1 protein-coding gene is annotated in these 286 nt (G+C 79.0%); it reads left to right on the plus strand.

Going from position 1 to position 286, the window contains the following annotated elements:
- On the plus strand, positions 1-286 hold a 286-nt coding region (locus A612_RS15405), incomplete at both ends, for an ADP-dependent NAD(P)H-hydrate dehydratase (RefSeq protein WP_040437183.1).

Raw genomic sequence — 286 nt, forward strand, 5'->3', positions numbered from 1 at the left:
GGCAGGGCGGCGCCGCCACCGTGCTCACGCCCCACCCGCTGGAGGCGGCGCGCCTGCTGAAGACCTCCAGCGCCGCCGTGCAAGCCGACCGCCTGGGCGCTGCGGCCGAGCTGGCGGCCCGCTCGGGGTGCACCGTGGTGCTCAAGGGTTCGGGCAGCATCATCGCCGCGCCGGACGGTGTGCCGCGGCTCAACCCGACCGGCAATGCGCGCCTGGCGAGCCCGGGCACCGGCGACATCCTGGCCGGCCTCATCGGCGCTCGGCTGGCGGCCGCGCGGGCCGCCCC

The sequence above is a fragment of the Melaminivora alkalimesophila genome, assembly GCF_000282995.1.
Taxonomy (GTDB): Bacteria; Pseudomonadota; Gammaproteobacteria; order Burkholderiales; family Burkholderiaceae_C; genus Melaminivora; species Melaminivora alkalimesophila.